Below are 19,488 nucleotides of genomic sequence, written 5' to 3'. Positions count from 1 at the left end.
AAGTTATGTGATCATCGGGGCGTCTTCGGATTTGATCTGCTTTAACTGCAGTCCGCAATGAGGAGCAGCCCGCGTCACGTGCCAACTGGCCGGGGGCAGGGCGCGGGCGCGGCGGCGGGTCAGACACCAACTGCAGGCCTCGTCCCGATAGGTGGGCACCATATGCCAGCGCGTCTCAATCCCCTGTGCGCCACCATCGTCAGGCGTCAGCAGTAGCCCCAGCGGGGCCTGTCCCGATATGCCGCCCTGTTCGGCAGCCAGATGCATCCGCCGGACCGGGGTCAGACCCGGCGGGCCGGGCAAATCGCCAATGACCAACGGGGCGGCACCGCTGCGCAAGGCTTCTTCCATGCACCACAACAGGTCTTCGGGTTTGTCAGGGCGGATCAGCAGAAACCGGGACGGATCGGCAAAAGGCAGCATGCCCTCGGGATGTAGCTGCGCCACCTCCCAAGCCGGGGCAATCCACATCACTGGCCCTTGAGTCTGCCCCGCTATCCACAGAGCAAAGCTACGCCGGGCAGGGCCGCAGGCTTCGTGTACACGGGCCAGTTGCAGACTGATCTGTGGGTGCAGGGCCACCCCGGGTGGGGTGCGCGCGGGCTTGCGGCCAAGAAGATTGGTGGACATGCTGATCAAATTAGCATGTTCTCATTTTGTTCTCAATTGGGGAATGCGGTCAACGCGACAGGATTAGACGCCCATCTGCGAACTGGATGTTCGAAAAGCGGTGCAGATACGCCATCCCTAGCAAGGATTGACCCAGATCGCCTTCATTGACCGAGGCCAGGATATCGCGATCGGTGATGGGGCCCAAAGACAGGCTGTCCAGCCGAACCGGCGCTGTACGCACAATGCCATTGGCCGTCGAGGCGCGGCCGAGATAGTTCAATTGATCCGTATCGATTCCAATTCGTTCGGCATCTTTCGGGCTGATGACGATATTGCTGGCCCCGGTATCGACCAGAAAGGTCACCGCTGTGCCATTCACCAGCATTGGTAAATAGTAGTGTCCATCATAAGAGCGGGGCACTTCAATCCGCTGATCAGTTACGGTCAGTTGCGGGGTCGGGCTGACGGTTGAACGGATGTCATCCCACAATCCGACAACGGCAATGACACCGATAAAGATAAACACCCAAGCCGCGACCTGCTGCATGGTTTTGCCCAAAGACTGACGGTTCTGAGTGATAAACCACATCAACAGGGCCGCACCCAGCAAAACCAGATAGGTCAATCGCCCAATATCGTAGCCGTCCATTCAATCACCCGAAATCAGTTTTCTCATACCAATATGGTGTTTCAAGAGGCGAAACCAAAGGCTTTGAGGCCATCAAGAATGAACTGAACCGACAGTGCAGCCAGCAGCATACCCAGCAGCCGTGTCAGCACGTTCAGCCCGGTTTTACCGAGAATACGGGCGATCATGCCGCCGGCCAGAAAGAACACAAATACAACCAACATGACGGCAAGCATAACAGCGCAGGCCGCTGCGATCCCAGGGACGCCCGGGTTTTGTCCGGCCAAAAGAATGATTGTTGCGATCGATCCAGGGCCCGCGATCAGGGGTATGGCCAGGGGGAAAACCGAAGGGTCAGAATGATCTTCTTCCTCGGCGCGGTCCTCGCGGCGTTTGGTACGGCGGTCGAACAGCATGTCCAGCGCAGTCAGAAACAAAAGCGCGCCACCTGCAACGCGGAAGGCTTCCATCGAGATGCCGACGAATCCAAGAACTGCTTCACCAAAAGCGGCAAAGGCGATCAGGATGAAAACCGCGGTCAGGCAGCTGCGAATGGCAATCTTACGGCGTGTGGCCGCATCCATGTCCTGCGTCAAGGCAACGAAAATTGGCGTGGTTCCGAAAGGGTCGATCACCACAAACATCGTGGTGAAAGCCGTTATGAAAAAGGCCATGTCGATCATGCTGCGCTCTCTGCCTGTTCCAACCGTTCTGCGGCGGCAACCCATAGGGCTTCGGCCTTTTGCATGGCTTCGACCACCTCGGCGAATTTGCGGTTCCAGGTTTCCAGATCGTTGATCCGGTCATCTTCATAAAGCGCCGGATCGGCCAGCTTGGCAGAAAGCTTGTCGTGCATATCGGTCAGTTTCTCGACCCGGTCTTCGCATTTGCGCAGATCCGCACGCAGGGCCAATACGGTCTCGCGTGACGCACGTTTGGGTTTGGGCGCCTGTAGTTTATCCTTGACCGGTTTCTCGCGGGCCAGCAAAAGAGCGCGATAGGCCTCAAGATCGCCATCGAATGGCTTCACGGTGCCATCCGAGACCAGCCATAGCCGATCAGCGACAAGCGACAGTAGGTGCATGTCGTGGCTGACCAAGATGACCGCGCCGGAATAGGCAGTCAGCGCTTCGACCAGCGCTTCGCGGCTTTCGATGTCCAGATGGTTCGTCGGTTCGTCAAGGATCAGCATATGCGGCGCGTCGATGGTAGCGATCAGCAGCGACAAACGCGCTTTTTGCCCGCCAGAAAGACGCCCGACTAACGTTTCCGCCTGATCCGCGTTCAATCCGAACCCCGCCAGACGCGAGCGCCACTTGCCGGGCGCCTCATTCGGGCGCAGGCGGCGCAGGTGATCCAATGGTGTTTCGTCCACATACAGCTCATCTACCTGATGCTGCGCGAAATAGCCGATGCGCAGCTTGGAGCTTCGGGTCATTTTACCCGCCATCAGGGGTAGGCGGTCAGATAGCAGTTTTGAAAGGGTTGACTTGCCCTGACCATTCTTGCCCAGCAGAGCGATCCGATCATCCTGATCAATACGCAGGTTCAGTCGTCGCAGAACCTCGGTCTCACCATAACCGGTTACCCCTCCTTCAAGTTGAATGATCGGTGGCGACAGTTCTTCTGGCTCGGGGAATGAAAAGGCGCGCAAAGCCGCCTCTTGCGGAGTTGAAACCAGTTGGATGCGCTCGATCATCTTCAAACGAGACTGGGCCTGAACGGCCTTTGACGCCTTATAGCGGAAACGATCCACGAAACTTTGCAGATGTGCGATGCGGGCCTTGGCCTTGGCGTTTTCCGACTCTGCTTGTGCCAGACGTTCAGCGCGACGTTCGGCAAACTTGTCGTAGGGAACCGCGTAATAAGTCAGTTTGCGATCTTCGAGATGCAGAATTGATCCGACGGCGCGGTTCAACAACCCCCGGTCGTGGCTGATGATGATGACGGTGTGAGGGTATTTGGCCAGATAGCTTTCAAGCCACAACGCACCTTCAAGGTCCAGATAGTTGGTCGGTTCGTCCAACAGCAACAGGTCAGGCTGCGAAAACAGTACGGCCGCCAGCGCTACCCTCATGCGCCATCCGCCCGAGAAATCCGAACAGGGTTTCAGCTGATCCTCATCGTCAAAGCCCAGTCCTTTGAGAATTGAGGCTGCCCGAGCCTCAGCCGACCATGCGTCGATATCAGCCAGCCGTGTCTGGATTTCAGCAATTCGGTCCGGATCTATTGCGCTGTCTGCTTCGGCCATCAATGTGCTGCGTTCCACATCCGCGGCCAGAACCGTGTTGATCAGCGAGACATCCGAGGACGGCACTTCCTGCGCCACGCCCCCGATCCGCGCGCGTTTTGGCAGGGATATATTGCCTGATTCCAGCGACAGCTCGCCCCGGATCAACCGAAAGAGCGTCGTCTTTCCGGTACCATTGCGCCCGACAAGGCCGACCTTGTGGCCATCGGGAATGGTCGCACTGGCCCCGTCGAACAGAGGACGCCCTTCAACGGCGTATGTGATGTTATCGATCCGTAGCATGAGGCGCTCTTATCAGAGCATCCAAGACGCCGCCAGAGGTCACCATGTTCAAGCCAGAAGCAATGTGTTAGCGCTGTTCCGGTTCGTCTTCCAAACGGTTTCGATATGCGTGCGGCTCAATCTCCTCCAACCCTGATTACGTTGATCTTTGCAACGGCGCTCTCGGTTCTGACACTGAACATGTTCCTTCCGTCGCTGGCGCATATGAGCGAAGATTTCGGCGTGGATTATGGCCTGATGAACGTGGCCGTCGCAGGGTACCTATTTGTCTCGGCGGTCTTGCAGTTGATCGTCGGGCCGCTGTCGGATCGCTACGGGCGCAGGCCGGTTTTGTTGATCGCGATGGTCATATTTGTCGCCGCATCAATTGGATGCGTTTTAGCCGAGTCAATCTGGGTTTTCCTTTCGTTTCGGATGATTCAGGCGGCGGTGGTGGCCGGGCCGGTGCTGTCGAGTGCTTCGATCCGCGACCGATATCCACCAAACGAGGCCGCCAGCAAGCTGGGCTATGTCGCAATGGCCATGGCACTGGCACCGATGCTTGGGCCAATGCTAGGTGGAGCGCTGGATATGCTTTTTGGTTGGCGGGCCGGGTTCGTGCTGTATTCGCTGCTTGGGGCAGGGGTGCTGTTGCTGCTTTGGGCTGACATGGGTGAAACCAACACCAACCGCTCGTCGACTTTCGCGGCGCAGATGCGGGAATACCCGCATTTGTTCCGCGCGCGTAGGTTCTGGGGTTACGCCTTATGCGCCGCGTTCTCCATCGGCGGTTTTTTTAGTTTTATCACCGGCGCGCCTCTGGTCGCCGCAGCCTGGTTCGACCTGAGCCCAGCAATGCTGGGTCTGGGCATCGGTATCATCACGGGCGGGTTTATGGTCGGCAACTTTGTTACCGGGCGCATCGCAAAGCGTACCCAGCTGACGACAATGATCTTGTTCGGTCGGGTCGTGGCCTCGGTTGGGCCATTTTGCGGGCTGCTGCTGTTCATCGGCAATATGGGCTCGGTCTGGGTGTTTTTTGGATCCGCCATCTGCGTTGGTTTCGGAAATGGTCTGACCAATGCAAATGCCTCGGCCGGGGTGATGTCGGTACGCCCGAAATTGGCTGGCAGCGCGGCCGGCTTATCAGGCGCTTTGATCGTGGCGCTGGGGGCGGTCTTGACCATGATGACCGGGACGTTCGTAAGCCCCGAAAACGGGCCTTATCTGGTGCTGAGCATGATGTGCGGCAGCAGCTTTGCTGGTCTTTTAGCAGTGCTCTATGTCCGTCGTTTGGATCGTACCGACCCACTGCCTGAGGCGATCTGAGCGATAAACGATCATAACGCTTTTCATGAGGCAAATACCATGTTAGGCGGCGCGCGATGGATTTCGGCGCGGGTGTCGCGCCCTAAAGTCAAGGAGAGGCCGACATGGCACTGGAACGCACATTCTCGATCATCAAACCCGATGCAACCCGCCGCAACCTGACTGGCAAGATCAATGCCAAGTTCGAAGAAGCTGGCCTGCGCATCGTCGCGCAAAAGCGCATCCACATGACCAAAGCCCAAGCTGGCAAGTTCTATGACGTGCACGCCGAGCGTCCGTTCTATGACGAACTGTGCGAATTCATGTCGTCGGCCCCTGTTGTTGTTCAGGTTCTGGAAGGCGAAGGTGCCATTGCAAAGAACCGCGAAGTCATGGGCGCAACCAACCCTGCAGACGCAGCACCTGGCACCATCCGCGCCGAGTTCGCTGAATCGGTCGGCGAAAACTCGGTCCACGGTTCGGACGCACCGGAAACTGCCGCGGTTGAGATCGCCTACTTCTTCTCGGGCATCGAACTGGTCGGCTAATCGGCCGTCAGATCCTAGCTTTGGGCCGCACCCCATATCGGGTGCGGCCTTTCTTATGAGGGCAGGGCTCAAGAGTGTTTGTCCGCATTGCTATTGTTGACAGGAGCGAAATGCCGTCATGAGCACAAACAAACGCATTGTTCTTTCCAGTGATCACGCTGCAATCGACCTCAGGCAGGCTATCTCTGCTTACGTTGAAGCCGAAGGTTGGGAGGCCGTAGATATCGGCCCGACCACATCGGAAAGCACTCATTATCCCGAACACGGAGCTGCCGCAGCGCGCCTTGTGGCTTCGGGTGATTGTCGCTTTGGTATCATCTTGTGTGGCACCGGTCAGGGTATCATGATGGCGGCGAACAAAATCAACGGCGTCAGATGTGGCGTTTGCAGTGATGTCTTTTCGGCCCAGATGATCCGTCAGCACAATGACGCAAACATGCTCTCGCTGGGGGCGCGGATTATCGATGAAAAGCAAGCACTGGAAATCACGGCTGCTTTCCTGACATCCGAATTCGAAGGTGGTCGCCACGCAACGCGGGTCGATATGATCGGGGCGCTCGAAGCCTAGTCTGCCGCCAAATCCTTGGCTGAAATTCGCACGCCCAAAGCATCAAGATCGGCAATCATCTGATGCTTTGGCGCTATGCTGACTCCGGCTTTGATCGCATCGAATCGTTCGCGCAAGGCTTTCTTTTCCTCGCCCTTGCAGTCGTTCCAAGGGCGGCCTTGCAAGCCCATGACCAGCACATAATAGCCGATGAAATGAGGGCGCGTTCCGGCCTGTAACAGGCGCGCATATGCCTCGTCTGCTCCCAACGCTCGCAACTCCTGAGCTGTCATAATGTCCGCTCGTGCGCAGGCTTGTTCGAATGCCGGGCCAAGATTGCGGATGGAGGAGATCGGATCAGACATGCCTTGTCTTATCCCGCCCGATGCGGCCTGTCACCCGCTCAAGGTTGTTTGCGGCTTCCCTTTCCGCTACCCAAGCATTGGAGGGGTCAAGAATGAACGATCTAAGCCTAGAGAATGTCGCGCAAAATCTGGACCTGATGAACCCGCACGAGGGGTTTGTCAACGACCCGTTCCCCTTTTACGATGCACTGCTTGAGCATGCGCCAGTATTGCGACAGCCGGACGGTTCCGTGTTGTTGTCGCGCCATGCGGATCTGGATGCCATTTATCGCAACACGACGCTTTATTCCTCGGATAAGGAGGCGGCGTTTGGCCCTAAATTCGGTGTTGGCTCGCCGTTATTCGAACATCATACAACTTCATTGGTGTTCTCCGACCCGCCTTTGCACACGCGTGTGCGCAAGATCATGACCTCAGCCCTGACGCCCCGGGCAATCGCGCGGATGGAGCCGGGTCTGATCGAAACCGTTGATACGCTGCTGGATGATATGGCGGGCAGGGGGCAGGTTGACCTGATCGCGGATTTTGCTTCGACCATTCCGATCCAGATCATCGGCAATCTGCTGGATGTACCGATGAACGAACGCGCGCCTCTGCGCGATTGGTCGTTGGCCATCCTTGGTGCTTTGGAACCCGCTTTGACAGAAGCTCAGCTGGAAAAGGGCCACACTGCTGTTCGCGAATTCAAAACCTATCTTCAGGATCTTGTTGCCCGTCGTCGCGCAAATCCGGGAGATCCGGAAACAGATGTTCTGACACGTCTGATCCGAGGCGAAGGCGCGGACGAGATGCTGAGCGAGATTGAGCTTCTGCAAAACTGTATCTTTATCCTGAATGCGGGCCACGAAACGACCACCAATCTGATCGGCAATGGGCTGGCGCTGCTTCATGACTATCCAGAACAACGCCAAAGGCTGTTGGAAGATGGCGAATTGATTGCTCCGGCGGTTGAAGAGGTCTTGCGCTTTCGGTCGCCCAACCAATTTGGCAACCGGGAAACTACGGCGGACGTTGAAATCCGAGGACATCAGATCGCCAAAGGAACGAACCTGCATCTATGTATCGGGGCAGCGAACCGTGATCCCGAGGTGTTCACCGACCCGACCCGGTTTGACATCACACGTAAGCCGAACAGGCACCTAGCTTTCGCAGGCGGGCCGCATGTCTGCGTTGGCCTGACTTTGGCGCGTCTTGAAGGTCGTGTTGCATTGGGCCGGTTGTTGAATCGTTTTCCCGATTACCAGATTCAAGGAAAACGGGTGCAGGGTGGTCGCATTCGCTTTCACGGATACGCTTCCTTGCCTGCAGTTATGTAATTTGATCAACGCTCTAGTAGATGTTCTTCATGCAATTACGAATTGCGTGATAACTTCAGAGTTGTCTCAAGCCCTGGCTTCCGGTTACGCGCTAGAAACGTGCCGCCGTGCATATGCGAAATTGCCGCCACAAGCGCTAGTCCAAGACCAGCATTGCGCCCTGTCCTTGCGGGATCAAGCGTGACAAACGGCATCTGCAATCGGGGCAGATCGCTTTCTGGTACGCCAGGGCCCCGGTCGCGAACGCTGAGTAACGCATAGTCGCCGTCGTCTTGAATTTCGATGGTGATCGCTGTGCCGGGCGGGGCGTAGCGCATGGCGTTTTCAAGAAGGTTCGACAGCGCTTGAGACAGCAAAGGGCGGTGGCCTTGGATGGGTTTCGCGTTTCCAACGACCTCGAGTCGGATGTTCTGATCAGACGCGACAGGTTCGTATAACTCAACCACATCACCGACCAGTTGCAAAAGCTTTACCGGTTCAAATTGTTCGCGGCCCAGACCGGCCTCGGCGCGCGAAATCTCGGTCAGTTGGCTGAGAACGCGCAGCAGGTGGTCAATCTCTCCTGTCGCGCGCGCCATGTCGATCTCGCGATCTTGATCGCTTTTGCCGGGCTCAGCCAGAGATTCGACCCTTTGCCGCAGCCGCGACAAGGGAGAGCGCAGGTCATGAGCAATCGAATTGGAGGTTGTGCGCAGGTTGCTGATCAACTCTTCAATACGGTCCAGCATGTTGTTCAACGTGCCCGCGACCTGATCGAATTCATCGCCCGTGCCACGTAGAGGCATGCGCAGAGCTAAATCGCCGGAAACGATATTGTCGGCTGTATTGGCGATGTCTTTCAGTCGTGAAAACACCAGCCGGGTCAGCAGCCAGCCGGTCAACAAACTCAGCGCCAATGCAGTGGCAAGTGCCAGTGCAACAGATCGGAACAGAACCCGGTCGAATTGCTGTCTGGCCAATGAATCACGCCCGACAAGCAGCCTCTCACCACCCGGCAGCCGGACCGAAGCGGCAGAGATCGGGACATATTGATCCGTATCTTCTTTGCGAAGTTGAAGATCGACCCAGCCGCTGCCCGGAGTTATCCCTTCCGGCCAATGCGTCAGGTTGCCCGCCAGTTTCGTGCCTTGCCGACCTGTCAGCAGGTACAAGGCATCCCGCTCGGCCGCTGTCGGCAAACGGCGGTCGATGGCAGAGATCAACCCGATCATGCCACGCCGTTCATATTCATCTGCCAGGCCCGTAAGCTCGGCCTGAACGACCGAACGCGTCTCGCCTGAAATCGTGCGATTGGCCGTAAAATACACCATCGTCAGAACGGTCGCCGTCAGCAAAGTGCTAAGCACCATGCTGGCCAGAACCAACCGAGTACGAGAGTTTTTCAGCGACAGGCGCAGGTTATCCATCCGAAACCATGTATCCGGCGCCTCGGACTGTTTCAATCACCGGGTCAGCTCCGTCTTCATCAAGCTGGCGGCGCAGTTTCGAAATATGGACGTCGACCACGTTGGTGTTCGGGTCAAAGTGGTAATCCCACACACCTTCAAGCAACATCGTGCGCGAGACGACGCGGTTTTTTCGGCGCAGAAAGAACTCCAGAATTTGAAATTCGCGCGGGGTCAGGGTGATTTCACGACCGTTGCGCGTGACCTTGCGGGTTAACAGATCCATTTCGAGATCGCGGCAGGCAAGGGTAGGCGTCTCTTCGGCTTCTTGCGGTCGACGCAACAGGGCTTCGATCCGGGCATGAAGTTCCTGGAATGAAAATGGTTTGACCAGATAATCGTCTGCGCCCGCGCGGAGGCCTTTGACTCGCTCGTCCACTGCACTCATGGCGGTTAACATCAGAACAGGTGTTTTCAACCCAGCCGCACGCATTGACTTAATCAGTGATAACCCGTCCAGCCCGGGAAGCATTCGGTCCAGTACGACCGCATCAAATCCGCCGTCAGTTGCGTGGTACAGGCCTTCGCGGCCATCTGATGCGACTTCGACAACATAGCCTTCTTCACCAAATCCCTTGGCAATGAAGTCCCGTGTGTCTTGGTCATCTTCAACGATCAACAAGCGTCTGCTCATGGTCAGGGCTCCTTCCCAATGGGATTTAAACACACATACTCTTTGAAAAAAACATGCCGGGTGCAAAGGTGCACCCGGCTGTTCCGGCGGCACGTGGACAATCCGTGCCTGCCAGAATAAGCGCTCCAGATTTCCCCATCATGTGGCGCGCTTAGGTGTAGGGTTAGGCGATTTCGACCGCGACGAAGATCTGGTTGCCACCGCGATTGATCAAAACCAGAGCTGGATCCGTCTTTTCGTTCTCCAGCGCTTCTTTCAAAGCGTCTGGCGTAACGGTATCCAGATTGCCCAGTCGAACGATCACATCACCACGCTGCAATCCGGCCTTGGCCGCAGGGCTTTCGGGCTCCAGATCGGTGACAACAACACCATCGATGTTCTCGGCCACGCCAATCTCGGCGCGGGCGGTTTCGGTCAGCGGTGCCACGGTTACGCCCAGCGACGTACCTTCGAACTTGTCTTCAACCACGCTATCGGTCGCCGCCGAGGCTGACTGATGCTGACCGATTGTCAGTTCGATCTGTTCTTCTTTGCCATTTCGAAGAACAGTCAGCGTGCTATCAGTACCTACCTTGGTCGTGCCAACCAGGATCGGAAGATCGCTACTGGAATCAACGGCTTCGTCATTGAAGGTCAGGATCACGTCACCTTGCTGCAGTACGCCATCGGCCGGGCTGTCAGGTACAACATCCGATACCAGTGCACCTGTTGCCGTATCGATACCCATCGCAGCAGCCAGTTCGGGGCTGACATTCTGGATCGACACTCCCAACCAACCGCGGCTGACCTCGCCGTCATCGCGCAGATCAGCCGTGATGTGATCTACAATATTCGAGGTCACCGCAAAGCCGAGCCCGACTGAGCCGCCGCTCGGCGAATAGATAGCCGAGTTCACACCGATCACTTCACCTTCCATGTTGAACAGCGGACCGCCCGAGTTGCCTTTGTTGATGGCAGCATCGGTCTGGATGAATTCGGCATAAGGGCCTTCCGAAATATTGCGTCCCTTCGCGGAAACAATACCGGTCGTGACAGTTGCATTCAGGCCAAACGGGTTGCCGATGGCGACGACGTCTTCGCCCACACGAATGACGTCGCTGTCACCCATTTGAACGGCTTGCAGGTCTTCCCCTGCGTCGATTTTAAGTACGGCGATGTCCGTCAGCGGATCTGTTCCGACGATTTCGGCTTCGAAAGTGCGGTTATCGCTCAGACGTACGGTCACTTCGCTGGCGTTGTCGACAACGTGGTGGTTGGTAACGATGTATCCCGCCTTATCAAGTACAAAGCCTGATCCCAAACCCTGGCTGGGGCCTCGCTGCGGCATGTCAAATCCTTCAGGACCGCCGAACCGTTTAAAGAACTCGCCAAAGGGATGGTTTTCGAGGTCGAACTCTTGACCTTGTGTGGGGCGTGGTTTGGCATCTTGCTTGGCGGTGATCGTGACCACCGAAGGCGAGACGGTTTCGACCAGATCGGCCAGAGCCTCGTCTGCCATTGCGGGCAGGGCGGTGGTGGCCATCATGGCCGCGCCCAGTGCGGTAGCTCCCATCCAGCTGGATGTGCGTGGAATAAGCAGTGAGGATTTACGGATGCTCATTTTGACTCCTGTCTATTTCGGCGGTTGATCCCGCGCATTGAGACAGGAGATGCACTGGCAACCTTGGGATATCCTGAGAGAAATATTAAGAAACCTTAATTTCGCCACGTTTCGCCGCTTTAATGACTCCGTTCAACGTGCTCGGGTAGCAAGAATCAGCTTGGGTGCTATGTGGCGAATCGGTGGATTGTTGCCGATAAAGTCAATAATTTCGAAAAAGCATTGAATTGATTCATTTTTGTTAACAAAGAAACGACGCTTTTGCGGTCTCAAAAATACTTCTCCTAAAAGTTGCGTGAGATGGAGTGTTCAAATTTCGAACACGCCCGTCGATGCCTTTGAAATAGGTAAGTTAGCCGTATTCTAAGTGCGCAACTGACGGAAACTTCTGGAAAAAGTATAAGTCGATGCAACCATTGGTAGAAACCAGAGTGTTGCATTGTTGCTCAAAAGCCAGTGCGCCTGCGCTGAAATTTACCATTTCATCCAATTTTACATTGTTTGAACGCATCGGATCAGCGACATTGGAGTTGCCCAAGTGAGGGGGGCCTTAGGCACTAGGGGGTGTCAAAGGCGCATCTCAGTCTCCATAGCGCTGAGCGGCATGTTAACGAGGGGGTCTTGTTTAGGTTCAGCAGCACAACGTCGGGAAGCCTGATTGGCGATCTGACCGCGCTTTAGAGATTGGTGAAAGTGGTAGTCCTGTTTTTGGGCATGCGACCCGGTCATTATTGACCGGGTCGCGTTTATTTGAGGGGCTGCTTTTGCGGTCGGCCCGCATTCCAACGGGTCCAATCGGCGGGTGTATCCAAATCAAGCAGCGCATTCTGGGCGGGCAGGCGATGCAGATGAACCTTGCCCTTGTAGCGTTGCACAACAATCTGCGCGCCGCTGTCACCGTTCAGTTCCGAAAGCTCTGAAAATAGAGAACGATCAAACACGACAGGATGGCCGGGAGCGCCTTCGTCAGTAGCCCCACGCCATATCAGATTGTCAGGGTGGGTTTTGACTGATCGGAGAACGCTGTTCAGGTCTTGGGTTGTGAGGTCCGGAAGGTCCGATAACAGGATCATGACCGCAGGTGCATTTGCTGGAACGGAGGCCATTGCGCCTCTCAAACTGGCATTCATGCCTTCTTGCGCATTTGGGATTTCGACCAGTTGAACATCGAGGCCCTGTAGCACCGTATATCGGGGATGTGGGGCCGGGGGCAGGGCGATGATAACGTGACCTGCGGCAAGCGCCCGCTGAGCCACTCGGCGCAGAAGCGGCACGCCTTCAATCGGTTGCATTAACTTATCAGCACCACCCATGCGGCTGGATTGCCCGGCAGCGAGCAGGATGATGGGAATCTGGGTCATTTCGCAAGCATGCCGTCGGTGGATTAATAAGTCATCCCCGCATTCTTGCGCCATCGGGATCGAAAAGTGGGGTCGTGATGACACGCGCTTTGTGCATCTGACCTAGAATTTCAATTTCAACCGCACGTCCCTCGGTGGCCTGTTCAGTCGGGAGGAACCCCATGGCAATCGACTTGCCCGCAAAGTGCGAATACCCACCAGATGTACAGAAGCCGACAACAGCGCCGTCTAACCAGATCGGTTCGTACGCGTTTACATCCGCATCTGCCGCGTCGACCTCAAAAGCCACCAAGCAGCGATCAACGCCAGATGCGCGCTCGGCCTCGGCCGCTGCTCGGCCTATGAAATCACTGTTCTTGGAGAATGAGATGAACCGATCCAACCCGGTTTCTGCCGCTGTATAGTCGGGTGAAAATTCTCGCATCCACGAGCCAAAGAACTTGTCCAGACGCAGACTCATCATTGCGCGCATGCCAAATGGGGTCATGTCATGAGCTTGACCCGCTTGCCACAAACTCCACCAGAGTTGCCGTTGGGCCATTGGGTCGCAATAAATCTCATAACCCAGATCGCCGGTATAGCTGACACGCTGAACGATGCAGTCCGTCATGCCAATTGTCATCTCGCGCACGTCGAGGAACCTGAGCGAGGTGACTGCTTCTCGGGTGCAGGCCGACAAAACCTCGGTGGCCTTGGGGCCTGCGATCTGAAACCCATTCAACCGGTCGCTGATGTTCTCGATGCCCACGCCATGGTCCTGGTTTTGCAGGAACCAGCGCATATGAAATGCCTGACTGCCGTATGAGGCGGTCAGGTGAAAAAGGTCGTCGCCCAAGCAGGAGACGGTGAAATCCCCGATCAGCTTACCTTTATGCGACAACATTGGCGTCAGTGAAACGCGGCCTGGTTTGGGTATGCGGCCCGCCATGATGCGATCCAGCCATGCACGAGCACCGGCACCGGTAATACGGTATTTTCCGAAATTGTGGACTTCGTTGATCCCAACACCTCCACGCACGGCACGAACTTCGCGGCCGGTGGCCTCAAAGGCGTTGGAACGGCGGAACGAGGGTGTCTCGAAATCCGGTTCATCGCCCTGGGCAAAGTAGTTTGGTACTTCCAGCCCGTATTGCTGCCCCCAAACGGCACCGAGATCGCTGAAGATGTCGTACATTGGTGTCGTTCGGTTGGGTCGCGCTGCAGGCAGTTCCTCGTTCGGATAAGCGACGCTGAACCGCTTCTGATAGTTCTCGATCACCTTGGGGCGCGTATAGCCCGGGCTGATCCAATCGCCAAACCGCGCCACATCCATGGCAAACACATCGCGTTCGGGTTCGCCTTCGATCATCCATTGAGCAAGGGTCAAGCCAACACCACCGCCTTGGCTGAAACCGGCCATGACACCGCAGGCTGACCAGTAGTTCCGCACTCCTGGCACCGGACCGACCAGAGGGTTGCCATCCGGGGCAAAGGTAAACGGCCCATGGATGACGGATTTGACACCCGCCTCAGCGAGAACAGGGAAGCGTTTGTAGGCGAATTCAATGCTATCGGTGATCTTGTCGAAGTCATCGGGCAGCAGTTCGTGGCCAAACTCCCACGGGGTGCCATCGACAGCCCAAGGCTTGCAGGGCTGTTCGTAGAAGCCGATGCACAGTCCACGCCCTTCCTGCCGCAGATAGCTTTCGCCAGCGGGGTCCATCACATGCGGGTGCTCGCCACCTGCGTCGATGATGGCCTCGATCTCGGGTATGTTATCGGTGACCAGATATTGATGCTCCATCGGATGCAACGGGAAATAGATCCCGGCCATCGCACCGACCTCGCGCGCCCACAATCCGCCCGCATTGACGATATGTTCGGCGTGAATTGTACCCTTGTCGGTCACCACGTCCCAAGTTCCGTCCGGGCGCTGGTTGGTCTCGCGCACCATGCAATGTGTTTCGATCGTAGCCCCGCCCATACGCGCGGCCTTGGCGTATGCGTGTGTTGTACCCGACGGATCAAGATGCCCGTCCAGCGGATCATACAGCGCACCAAGGATGCCATCGGTGTTGGTGATCGGAGCAATTTTTTTGATCTCCTCAGGCCCGACGATCTCGGTCTCAAGACCCATGAATCGGTGCTTGGCGCGTTCGGCAAGCAACATGTCGAACCGGTCTTGATTGTCAGCCAGCGTGACGCCGCCGACGTGGTGCAGTCCACACGACATGCCCGTGATCTCTTCCAGCTCTTTGTACAGCCGGATGGTATAGCCCTGCAGGGCGGCCATGTTTGTGTCACCGTTCAGGGTGTGAAACCCGCCCGCCGCATGCCAGGTCGAACCGCTGGTTAGCTCAGACCGTTCCAGCAGCATCACATCCGACCAACCGAGCTTGGTCAGGTGATAGAGGACCGAGCATCCGACAACGCCGCCTCCGATAACTGCGACACGGGTGGTGGTTTTCACGATGTTTCTCCCTCGGCTTTTGGCCGAGCCTGCCGAGGGCTCTGGCGTATTACTGTTCCGTTCGCGACACCGCGCGTCGTTTGCTGAATACGCGCGCTGTAGGGCTTAGAGAGGACGAACCTTGAGGGCGGTGATCCTGTTGCCTTCGCGGGCCGTGACCTCAAATCGGAAACCGTGGAACGAGAATACTTGGCCCACAATGGGGATCATCTGAGCCTCGTGGATCACCAAACCGGCCAGCGTGTTGGCTTCTTCATCCGGCAGCGACCAGTCAAGCGCGCGGTTGGCGTCGCGGATGGTCATTGCGCCTTCGACCAGATACTGGCCGTCGTCAGATCGGGTAACGGGGACATCTTCGTCGATGTCGAACTCGTCTGCGATCTCGCCCACGATCTCTTCCAGAATATCTTCCAGCGTGATCAGCCCGCGCAGCGATCCATATTCGTCAACAACAAGCGCGAAATGGCTGTGCATGCGAAGAAACTCACGCATTTGGTCGTCCAGAGTGGTGGTTTCGGGCACGAAATAAGGATCGTTGGCAACCTTCGCGATGTCGAAATTCTTAAGCCGCTCTGGATCACCATCCGCGCCGCCTACCTGTGCATACATTGCGCGGAACAAGTCTTTGGCGTGCACGACACCCACGATGTTTTCCTGTTCTTCACGGAACACAGGCAGGCGGGTGTGTGGGCTTTCCAGACACTGTTTCAGGATCGCCTCGGGTTCGTCATCCGCATCGATCATCTCAATATTCGAGCGGTGAAGCATGATCTCTTCCACCGCGCGATCGCCAAGATCGAGCGCGCCCAGAATACGGTCGCGATCTTCTTTTTCGACCACACCTTCGGAATGGCCCAGTTGCAATGCGCCAGCGATTTCTTCACGGACCGCAAGGATGTTGCTATCGGGGTCGATCTGTACGCCGAACAGGCGCAATACACCGCGCACCAGCAGTCGGACGGCAGCCACCACCGGCGAGAACACCGTTACGACGACGCTGATAACGGGTGCCACCAAGGCGGCGGCTTTTTCGGCGTTGGTAATCGCGTAGGTCTTGGGCAGCACCTCGGCAAAGATCAGCACCAGAAGGGTCATCACGAGCGTCGCCAGCGCCACACCGCTTTCGCCGAACAGGCGAGTAAACAGGGCGGTTGCCAACGAAGCGGCAAGGATGTTGACAAGGTTGTTGCCGAGAAGGACCGAGCCGATCAGACGTTCGTTATCATCGGTGATTTCCAGCGCTTTTTTCGCCCCGCGCGAGCCTTTGTCAGCCTGCGCTCTCAGCTTGCCACGCGATGATGCGGTCAGCGCAGTTTCGGAGCCCGAAAAAAAGCCCGATAGGACAAGGAGAAGAAGAATGGATCCTGTCGTGATCCAGAATGCGCCATCAAGCAGAGAAGGAGTGGGTTCCATTGGTCCTAGGTTGTTCGTGTTGCTGCATTCGTTATGGGGGTGCGGGCCCGGCCAATCAAGGGGTTAGCCCTGATCTGTGGTGTCGTCTTTGGCCAGCGGGTGGTGTTCCAACACCAGTTCCGACAGGCGCTCATCCAGAACATGCGTATAGATCTCGGTTGTCGCCACATCTGCATGGCCCAACAGCGTCTGGATCGAGCGCAAATCCGCGCCATTGGCCAGCAGGTGCGTCGCAAACGCATGGCGCAGCGTATGAGGTGTGACTTTTTCAGGCGAAACACCGCCTTCGATCGCCAGTTCCTTGACCAGCAGAAAGAAGCGATGCCGCGTCAGGTGCCCGGATTTCCCGCGCGACGGGAACAGGAAACGCGACGCTTGCCCCCCTTTGGAAATAGCTTTTTCCTCGGCCGCATCGCGGGCTTGCAGCCAGTCTGCCAACGCCTCGCGGGCAGGGGGGGACAGCGGAACCATCCGTTCTTTCCCGCCTTTGCCGAGGACCAGCAGCATGCGCGGATCACCTCTGGCTGAACTGACCGGCAGCGATACCAGTTCTGTCACCCGCATCCCCGTCGCATAGAGCAGTTCCATCAGGCACGTGTTGCGAATTTTGTCTGCGTCGGAACGGCCCGTGCGCCGCGCTGCTGCAAGCAGGTGGTCAACTTCGGGCACGTCCAGTGTTTTTGGCAATCGCTTGGGGCGCCCTGGTCCCTTGATCTGGATGGCCGGGTTGCTTTCGCGCCAGCCTTCTTCGAAAGCAAATCGATACAATTGTTTGATCGCCGACAACCGCCGTGCCCTTGTCGAGCGCGACAGGCCCTGCGCATCGCAATCGATCAGGTAACCTTCGATCCGATCGCGATCCGCTTCGGAAAAGCCCGATTTCCGACGCGTCAACCAATCAGAGAAATCTTTCAGATCCCGGCCATAGGCGAGCAGGGTGTTGGTGGCAGCGCCAAGCTCGGCAGCTTGCGCTTCGAGGAAGGTGGAAATCCACAGCTCCTGAGACGCGGGCGCGGTCATGCTCAAGCCCCGTTCAAGATCATCAACTGCAACGCGGCCCGACGTGCGGAGTCTTCAAGACCCACGCGGCGGAACGCAGCGATTGCAGCGGTCAGGTCGACCAGATTGCCGCGCGCGCCATGGGCGAACAATTGCATCGTTTCCAGAATGGCTTCGCCCAATTGATCGTTACTCAGCAGCCCGTCGATATCCGAAGGGATGGGCGCGGACCAGGCAAAGCCCTGCGAAATGGCATCCGCCAGAGGGGTTGGCGACGGCGCGCGTTGCGGATCGCCCTGTGCAAGGGCGGCCAGAAACATATTCGCATCGGAACCTTCGGGCACATCTTGCGCCGCGTCTTCATAAAGCTCGGATAACAGCAGAATACGCCACCGCAGATTCTTGGCGGCCGAACCTGATAGTTTCATTGCTGCCAGACGCGGGGCAAAAAGTTCGGCAAACGGAACCTCAAGCCCGACGGTTTTCATCTGAGCCCAGACCTCAACAAGAGTTTTGGAAACTGCCTCGGGATTTCCGGTTTCCAATGCGGTTTCGAACCGTTGGATGGCGGCCACGCGATCCCACACGGCGCCGGAAGCAGCCGGCGAACGTTCGGTATATAGGCCAAGCAACTGATTGGGTGTCAGCGCCCCAATCCGCGTCAATCGTTCAGCAGCTTCGACCTGGGCTTTCCAGCCCGCCACATCGCGCAGATCGGCATTGGCGAACGCCCGTGGCAGCGAAGCCGTGGGCAAACGTTCACCAATGGCTTCGAACAGACGGAACGTAAGCGGATTCGGGTCGTCGGGCTGAGGAAGATACTCAGCCCCTTCGAACAATTCCGGGCTGAGAAAGCGATCGAGCAACGCAAGCTGGTCTTCGGGCAGCACCTGCAGCGCATGAGCGGCTTCGAGCGTCAGCGCGGCTGAGGCCCAATCTCCACGACGGGCCTTGCAGAATATCTGCGCCGCGTAATCCCGAGACAAATTCGGCTGCGCGATCAGCGCGGTGCAACTCCGGTCTTCGTCACCCGTCAGCAAAGTTGCATCGAACCAGCGTTTGAAACGAGCTTGCGTATCGGTCGGACCGGCCAGCTGAACCAGAGACTGTACCGGATCGGATGCGCCCAATTGCATAAGGCGGTCCAGTCGCGCCATCAGCAATTTGTCTTCTGCCTGTCCTCCGCTCGGGGGACGTGCCTCGGAAAGGAGCAGGGTGAACAGCAGCCGTTGCATTGCGGGGTTGGACTTGACCCGCACCTGCGCGATCAGTTCCGCCAAGCGATCCGCATCGCTGTTCTGCCACAAGTTGACCGGCAGACCTGTGACGGAAGAGGCCACCAAACCCAGCGGTGGCGACAGCGCCTCAAGCGGGGTGACCTGAATATCCGGCTGCAACCCTGTCTGGGTCACAGGCGGTTCCATCAGCACTGTGCCCGGCAGATTTTCTGGGGGGTCGGTCAGCCAGTCAATGATCGACAAGGGCTCCGTCGATTGTGCCTGCGCAGTTCCGGCCAGTAAAAACGCCAGAAGAGTGGTTCTAGTCGGCATTCAAGATGACCGGTTCGCGGACTTCACTTTGAGGAGCGGAAAAGTCCGCACCAAAAAACGGCCCGACATAGGCATACCCAACCAGCCCGATGAAACACAGGCAGATGAGGTAAATCAGGAACTTGATTAAACGGCCCATGGGTGAACGCTGCCTCAATTTTTGCTTTTGCCCAAGTTATAACTAGCATTTTTCTTAAGATC

General features: G+C 57.0%; 18 protein-coding genes. 4 read left to right on the top strand and 14 right to left on the bottom strand.

What is annotated here, in order from left to right:
- Positions 1-3: 3 nt before the first annotated feature.
- From ACR0DK_RS12750 to ACR0DK_RS12735, 4 genes are read right to left on the bottom strand one after another with little or no spacing between them, the layout of a single operon-like run.
- Positions 4-630 carry a hypothetical protein gene (locus ACR0DK_RS12750; protein ID WP_170731966.1) on the bottom strand — a complete coding sequence of 209 codons (627 nt, stop codon included), beginning with the start codon at positions 628-630 and terminating at the stop codon, positions 4-6.
- 49 nt (positions 631-679) lie between these two features.
- Complete coding sequence (locus tag ACR0DK_RS12745) at positions 680-1,261, bottom strand: TIGR02281 family clan AA aspartic protease (protein WP_170405245.1); 582 nt, start codon at positions 1,259-1,261, stop codon at positions 680-682.
- 41 nt (positions 1,262-1,302) lie between these two features.
- Positions 1,303-1,923: a MarC family protein gene (locus ACR0DK_RS12740; protein ID WP_170393323.1), complete on the bottom strand. Its 621-nt coding sequence runs from the start codon at positions 1,921-1,923 to the stop codon at positions 1,303-1,305.
- Positions 1,920-3,773, bottom strand: coding sequence for an ABC-F family ATP-binding cassette domain-containing protein (locus ACR0DK_RS12735; RefSeq protein ID WP_480704610.1), 1,854 nt, complete (start codon positions 3,771-3,773; stop codon positions 1,920-1,922). Before ACR0DK_RS12735 ends, ACR0DK_RS12740 begins: the two co-directional genes overlap by 4 nt.
- Positions 3,774-3,878: 105 nt before the next feature.
- Between ACR0DK_RS12735 and ACR0DK_RS12730 the strand changes: the two genes are divergently transcribed.
- The 3 genes from ACR0DK_RS12730 to rpiB all read left to right on the top strand — a co-directional run bounded on the left by ACR0DK_RS12730 (position 3,879) and on the right by rpiB (position 6,176).
- Positions 3,879-5,081 carry a multidrug effflux MFS transporter gene (locus ACR0DK_RS12730; protein ID WP_170405251.1) on the top strand — a complete coding sequence of 401 codons (1,203 nt, stop codon included), beginning with the start codon at positions 3,879-3,881 and terminating at the stop codon, positions 5,079-5,081.
- A gap of 104 nt (positions 5,082-5,185) precedes the next feature.
- Complete coding sequence (ndk, locus tag ACR0DK_RS12725) at positions 5,186-5,608, top strand: nucleoside-diphosphate kinase (RefSeq protein ID WP_008757405.1); 423 nt, start codon at positions 5,186-5,188, stop codon at positions 5,606-5,608.
- Positions 5,609-5,726: 118 nt separating this feature from the next.
- The gene (rpiB, locus tag ACR0DK_RS12720) at positions 5,727-6,176 is read left to right on the top strand and encodes a ribose 5-phosphate isomerase B (protein ID WP_170405254.1); all 450 of its coding nucleotides are present in this window, start codon (positions 5,727-5,729) and stop codon (positions 6,174-6,176) included.
- Here rpiB and ACR0DK_RS12715 read toward each other — a convergent pair.
- Positions 6,173-6,520, bottom strand: a complete 348-nt coding sequence (locus ACR0DK_RS12715; protein ID WP_480736431.1) for a TfoX/Sxy family DNA transformation protein — start codon at positions 6,518-6,520, stop codon at positions 6,173-6,175. The two genes, rpiB and ACR0DK_RS12715, sit on opposite strands and share 4 nt — an antisense overlap.
- A 92-nt stretch (positions 6,521-6,612) precedes the next feature.
- On the opposite strand from ACR0DK_RS12715, the gene ACR0DK_RS12710 reads away from it, so the two are divergent.
- Positions 6,613-7,836 carry a cytochrome P450 gene (locus ACR0DK_RS12710; protein ID WP_480736429.1) on the top strand — a complete coding sequence of 408 codons (1,224 nt, stop codon included), beginning with the start codon at positions 6,613-6,615 and terminating at the stop codon, positions 7,834-7,836.
- Between the two features lie 35 nt (positions 7,837-7,871).
- Here ACR0DK_RS12710 and ACR0DK_RS12705 read toward each other — a convergent pair whose 3' ends face one another.
- The 9 genes from ACR0DK_RS12705 to ACR0DK_RS12665 all read right to left on the bottom strand — a co-directional run bounded on the left by ACR0DK_RS12705 (position 7,872) and on the right by ACR0DK_RS12665 (position 19,426).
- Positions 7,872-9,242: a sensor histidine kinase gene (locus ACR0DK_RS12705; protein ID WP_170510807.1), complete on the bottom strand. Its 1,371-nt coding sequence runs from the start codon at positions 9,240-9,242 to the stop codon at positions 7,872-7,874.
- On the bottom strand, positions 9,235-9,915 hold the full coding sequence (locus ACR0DK_RS12700) for a response regulator transcription factor (RefSeq protein WP_170393316.1): 681 nt from the start codon (positions 9,913-9,915) through the stop codon (positions 9,235-9,237). Before ACR0DK_RS12700 ends, ACR0DK_RS12705 begins: the two co-directional genes overlap by 8 nt.
- Before the next feature lie 163 nt (positions 9,916-10,078).
- A complete protein-coding gene (locus tag ACR0DK_RS12695) occupies positions 10,079-11,515 on the bottom strand; it encodes a DegQ family serine endoprotease (RefSeq protein ID WP_223118156.1) in 1,437 nt (478 codons plus the stop codon).
- A 746-nt stretch (positions 11,516-12,261) separates the two neighbouring features.
- Entirely contained in the window at positions 12,262-12,876 is a 615-nt protein-coding gene (locus tag ACR0DK_RS12690) for a nucleotidyltransferase family protein (protein ID WP_223118155.1), read from the bottom strand.
- A 31-nt stretch (positions 12,877-12,907) separates the two neighbouring features.
- The gene (locus ACR0DK_RS12685; protein ID WP_480736426.1) at positions 12,908-15,325 is read right to left on the bottom strand and encodes a GcvT family protein; all 2,418 of its coding nucleotides are present in this window, start codon (positions 15,323-15,325) and stop codon (positions 12,908-12,910) included.
- A 105-nt stretch (positions 15,326-15,430) separates the two neighbouring features.
- Complete coding sequence (locus ACR0DK_RS12680) at positions 15,431-16,738, bottom strand: HlyC/CorC family transporter (RefSeq protein WP_170393312.1); 1,308 nt, start codon at positions 16,736-16,738, stop codon at positions 15,431-15,433.
- Between the two features lie 63 nt (positions 16,739-16,801).
- Positions 16,802-17,758 carry a site-specific tyrosine recombinase XerD gene (locus ACR0DK_RS12675; protein WP_170393311.1) on the bottom strand — a complete coding sequence of 319 codons (957 nt, stop codon included), beginning with the start codon at positions 17,756-17,758 and terminating at the stop codon, positions 16,802-16,804.
- A 2-nt stretch (positions 17,759-17,760) separates the two neighbouring features.
- Positions 17,761-19,287 (bottom strand): hypothetical protein, encoded by a 1,527-nt coding sequence (locus tag ACR0DK_RS12670; RefSeq protein WP_480736423.1) that lies wholly within the window; start codon positions 19,285-19,287, stop codon positions 17,761-17,763.
- Positions 19,277-19,426, bottom strand: coding sequence for a hypothetical protein (locus tag ACR0DK_RS12665; RefSeq protein ID WP_170393309.1), 150 nt, complete (start codon positions 19,424-19,426; stop codon positions 19,277-19,279). Before ACR0DK_RS12665 ends, ACR0DK_RS12670 begins: the two co-directional genes overlap by 11 nt.
- Between the last annotated feature and the right edge of the window lie 62 nt (positions 19,427-19,488).

This window comes from Ruegeria sp. CE6, assembly GCF_056537485.1.
The sequence above is the reverse complement of the archived record's forward strand: the minus strand, read 5'-3'. Positions and strand labels throughout refer to the sequence as shown.